The sequence below is a fragment of the Fodinibius sp. genome, from assembly GCF_041642155.1.
Taxonomy (GTDB): Bacteria; Bacteroidota; Rhodothermia; order Balneolales; family Balneolaceae; genus Fodinibius.
Window position 1 is genome coordinate 1 of sequence record NZ_JBEPWZ010000244.1, and the last position, 4785, is coordinate 4785.

Below are 4785 nucleotides of genomic sequence, written 5' to 3' on the forward strand. Positions count from 1 at the left end.
GATACGATGGACTTTAAACCCGAGCTGGAGCCGAACGAGATCAATCCGCTGAAACAGTGGGGCCTGCTGGCCGCAAGCCTGGTCGTCATCCTTATCGGGGTGGAACTGCTGGTCCGGGCGGCCATTGAGTTTGGGGATCTTCTGGGCACGCCTTCCTTTCTCTGGGGCATATCGGTCGTCGCCGCCGGTACCAGCATTCCCGACGCTTTTGTCAGCATTCGCAAGGCTCAAAAGGGTGATGCGGTCACCTCGCTGGCCAACGTGCTGGGCAGCAACATTTTTGACCTGCTGGTCTGTATACCCATAGGCGTACTTATCGTAGGAACAACCGTCATCAATTTTACGGTGGCGGCCCCGCTGATGGGCGCGCTTACCCTGGCAACGCTGCTGCTGTTTAGTTTTATGCGCACCAACATGATCCTCGGACGCAAAGAATCGATGACATTAATTGTATTGTACCTGCTCTTTCTGCTGTGGATGGGACTGGAGAATTTCGGGGTGATCGATTCCATCCCCTCCCTGCCGGGGTAAGCAGGGTGCAGTTCTGGCGGATCAGCCTCCTCTCATACACGTTGAAAACACAGATTTAAAAAAAAGAACCAATTCGAACACCCATTATTCCATTTAAATTCATAAGTTAATTGTAACTTAAGCTTTAATCACCATACTGATACCGCAAAATGAGTATTCAAAATAAGGTCCAGGAAGAAGTCACCATCCGTTTTGCCGGGGACTCCGGGGACGGAATGCAGCTTACCGGCTCCCTTTTTACCAATACCACCGCCCTGGAGGGTAACGATCTTAGAACCCTCCCTGAATTTCCCGCGGAAATACGTGCCCCGGCCGGCACCGTTCCGGGCGTCTCCTCCTTCCAGCTTCACTTCGGAAGCAAGGAGATCCTAACCCCGGGCGACAAGTGTGATGTATTGGTTGTGATGAATGCAGCAGCGCTGAAGGCAAACCTGTCGTTACTGCGTTCGGGTGGGATCATTATTGCCAATACGTCCGGGTTCGACAAGCGAAATCTGAATCTCGCAAAATATGAGACGGAAGTAAGTCCGCTGGAAGACGATTCACTGGCCGATTATAGTGTACTCGAAGTAGACATCACCAAGATCACAAAAGAAAGTCTGTCAGACTCCCCACTCGGCTATAAAGAGGTAGAACGGTGTAAAAACATGTTTGTACTGGGACTCCTCTACTGGATGTACAACCGGCCGCTTCAATCCACGATTACGTTCCTGAAAAAGAAATTTAAGGACAAGCAGGATATTGCCAATGCCAACATCAAGGTGCTGAAGGAAGGATACCATTACGGTGAGACCACCGAGGTGTTCAGCTCGCGTTATACGGTAAAGGAGGCATCGCTGAAACCAGGCACCTACCGGAATATCACCGGTACGGACGCCACAGTATTGGGACTCGTATCTGCTGCTCACCAAAGCAAACTGCCGTTGTTCTTTGGTTCATATCCCATAACACCGGCTTCGGACATCCTGCATGGACTTTCAAAACAAAAACATTTTGGCGTGTATACTTTTCAGGCTGAAGATGAAATTGCAGCTGTGTCTTCCGCAATCGGTGCAGCCTTTGGTGGCAGTCTTGGCGTAACCAGTTCTTCGGGCCCGGGTATCGCCCTGAAGGGAGAAGCCATTGGGCTGGCTGTAATGCTGGAGCTGCCGCTGGTGATACTCAACATACAGCGGGCGGGACCGTCAACCGGGATGCCCACAAAGACCGAACAGGCCGACCTGATGCAGGCAATGTACGGGCGGAATGGCGAGAGCCCGATTGCGATTGTGGCTCCAAGTTCACCGGCCGACTGTTTTGAGTCGGTGTTCGAGGCATGCCGAATTGCGCTGGAGCATTTGATACCAGTCATGTTCCTCTCCGACGGCTACCTGGCCAATGGCTCTGAGCCGTGGAAATTTCCCCAAACAAAGGATTTGACTGAGATAGAAGTAACATTTGAACCGGCCCGGACGAACAACGGACAGGAAAATGGTGATGCTGCTAAGTTTTTACCATATGTACGGGATGAACGGTTTGTCCGCTCCTGGTCGATACCCGGTACCCAGGGACTTGAACACCGCGTCGGTGGTCTTGAGAAGGAGGATGAGACCGGCGATGTATCCTATGATCCCGACAACCACGAGAAAATGGTGAAGATGCGGGAGGCGAAGCGGGACAAGATTTCTGAGTTTATTCCACTTCAGGAAATTGACAACGGCGTGGAAAACGGTGAAACAGTGGTAGTAGGATGGGGATCAACCTACGGTTCCATCCGTACTGTCGTGCATGAATTAAGACAGGAGGGAGTGGACGTGTCCCATATCCATATCCGCTATCTTTCCCCCTTCCCGAGAAACCTGGAAACATTGCTGAAGGGATATGACACGGTGCTGGTTCCCGAGATCAACAATGGCCAGCTGGTGCGCCTGCTCCGTTCGGAATTCATGATCCGGGCAAAAGGAATCAACAAGATTAAAGGCCGGCCGTTCGGCGTGGAAGAGCTCAAAGAAGAGATAAAGAACGGAATCGGCTCCTCAGTAGCGTAACCTATTTATTCATTCAAAGCATACCATTATGACTATTGAAACGAAAATAACAGAACACCTGAAACAGAAGGAGAACGGAAACGGTGAGAAAAAATACAGCAGCAAGGATTTCTCTTCCGACCAGGATGTACGATGGTGTCCCGGTTGTGGTGACTATACCATCCTGAAACAGGTGCAGAAAACGATGCCGGAAATAGGTGTGGACAGGGAGGATATCGTATTTATCTCCGGAATCGGCTGTGCAGCCCGTTTTCCATATTATATGGACACCTTTGGCATGCACTCCATCCATGGAAGAGCTCCGGCCATATCGACCGGCCTGAAAGTGAGCCGGCCGGACCTGAGCGTCTGGATCATCACGGGTGATGGTGACTCCCTCTCTATCGGTGCCAACCACTTTGTCCAGCTGCTGCGACGAAATGTGGATGTGAATTTACTGTTGTTCAATAACCAGATCTATGGTTTGACGAAAGGGCAGTATTCCCCGACATCCCCGGAGGGATCCACGACCAAGTCGACTCCTTTCGGCTCGATCGACCATCCGTTCAATCCTCTTTCACTGAGCATGGGAGCCGATGGCACCTTTGTGGCCCGGACGATGGACCGCGATCCCCGACACTTACAGCAAATGCTGCAACGGTCACATCAACATAAAGGAACCTCCATGCTGGAGATCTACCAAAACTGTATTGTGTTTAATGACGGCGCATTTGAACTCTTTACCGACCGGAAAACACGTCCCCGGGAGGCGATCTACCTGGAAGATGGCGAGCCGCTGGTATTCGGCAAGGATAATGAGAAGGGGATCCGCCTTGATGGCCTGAAACCTGAAGTGGTTTCGCTTGAAGACGGTGGTTATAGCAAAGAGGACCTCTGGACCCACGACGAAGGGGATAAAACCAAGTCCTACCTGCTGTCGCAATTCTTCGACGCTCCTGCGCCCGGTGAAACACAGATGCCGCGGCCATTCGGGGTACTTTATGCCGTAGAACGCCCCTGTTATGATGAAGGTGTCAATCATCAAATTGATGCTGCTGTAGAGCAAAAGGGACAGGGTGAGCTGGACAATTTGCTGCAGGGCCCTGAAACCTGGGAGATCAAGTAAGCCGGCATTATGTCTAAGAAAAACCCTGCAGGATTTCAACGATCCCGTAGGGTTTCTGTTTTATATGAATGGTTGACAGATAGCAAACTTGACGCGTAGCCCGGATGACCCCTTTTTTACTGATGTGAAGGGTCCCAGGAAACGACACCCACCCGTGAATCCGCCGTGCCATAATAAATAAACCACCGGTCCTTGAAATGGACCAACCCTTCCAGAAAAGTGGTGCCACTCTTATACTGTCCTGATTTTTCGTAATCCTTTTCGGGTTGAATGAATGGTTTATCCAGTCGTTCTACCAGCTCACCGGGCTGATCCAAATCAAATAACGCCTGTCCCCCGGTGTAAACGCTATCGGGTATGGCCGGGTCGCCATTCTCCCCGTCGTTACCGGCATTATAAATCACCAGTATTCCATCTTCTGTTATTACAGCGGGTGGACCCGCCTCTACCAGCCATGAGTCAAAGTACCCTTCTCTTGGCGACAGTGCCGCTTGGAGCTCGCCCTCGTTATTTTCAACGGGCGTCCAGTTTATCAAGTCGTCCGAAGTAGCCAGGTAGATTTTCGGGACTCCCCAGTACATCCAGTATTTGCCCTCTTTTTTGGTAGCGACCAGCCGGTCTCCCTCTCTGCGGGAAAGAATGGCCCCGGATTTGGTATGCATATCATGATACTTACCCTGGTACGCCTCCTCAAAAGCAGGCCCGTGTTTTTCCCAGTTTTTCAAATCCCCGGAGGTAGCAACAGCCAGCCGGGGTGTGTCGCGGTTCCACTGGGTATAGGTCATTATAAAACGGCCGTCATCTGTTTCGACAATCCGGGGATCTTCCGTCCCGCCCGGCCATTCATATTCTTTTTGAGCATCATCATCGGGATAAAAAACGGGGCTGTCCCGTCGTTTAAAATGCAGCCCGTCGTTACTGATCGCCATCCCGAGCCGCGAAGTGTGACCCCCTATTTTCATTTCTCCCGTCAGGTCTTCGGCCCGGTAGAGCAGATGAACTTTGCCATTTTTAACTGCTGCTGCCGGGTTAAACGTAGCCATTGACTCCCAGTGTACGACGCTGTCGCGCATGGGACAATAAAAGGTGGAATGATCGCTCGGGGTAATGATGGGATTCCCT

4 protein-coding genes are annotated in these 4785 nt (G+C 51.4%); 3 read left to right on the top strand and 1 reads right to left on the bottom strand.

The window, feature by feature from the left end:
- The 3 genes from ACESLU_RS11925 to ACESLU_RS11935 form a co-directional block, all read left to right on the top strand.
- The coding region (locus tag ACESLU_RS11925; RefSeq protein ID WP_372638872.1) for a sodium:calcium antiporter at window positions 1-531 on the top strand (531 nt) is incomplete at its 5' end.
- A 149-nt stretch (window positions 532-680) separates the two neighbouring features.
- Entirely contained in the window at window positions 681-2558 is a 1878-nt protein-coding gene (locus ACESLU_RS11930) for a 2-oxoacid:acceptor oxidoreductase subunit alpha (protein ID WP_372638873.1), read from the top strand.
- A gap of 28 nt (window positions 2559-2586) precedes the next feature.
- Window positions 2587-3663, top strand: coding sequence for a 2-oxoacid:ferredoxin oxidoreductase subunit beta (locus ACESLU_RS11935; RefSeq protein ID WP_372638874.1), 1077 nt, complete (start codon window positions 2587-2589; stop codon window positions 3661-3663).
- Between the two features lie 116 nt (window positions 3664-3779).
- Here ACESLU_RS11935 and ACESLU_RS11940 read toward each other — a convergent pair.
- Window positions 3780-4785: glycoside hydrolase family 130 protein (locus ACESLU_RS11940; protein WP_372638875.1), on the bottom strand; the 1006-nt coding region annotated here is incomplete at its 5' end.

What these genes read in the sequence shown, in the direction of transcription:
- ACESLU_RS11935 (WP_372638874.1), top strand. Translation starts at nt 2,587, where the DNA reads ATGACTATTGAAACGAAAATAACAGAACACCTGAAACAGAAGGAGAAC.
- ACESLU_RS11930 (WP_372638873.1), top strand. Translation starts at nt 681, where the DNA reads ATGAGTATTCAAAATAAGGTCCAGGAAGAAGTCACCATCCGTTTTGCC.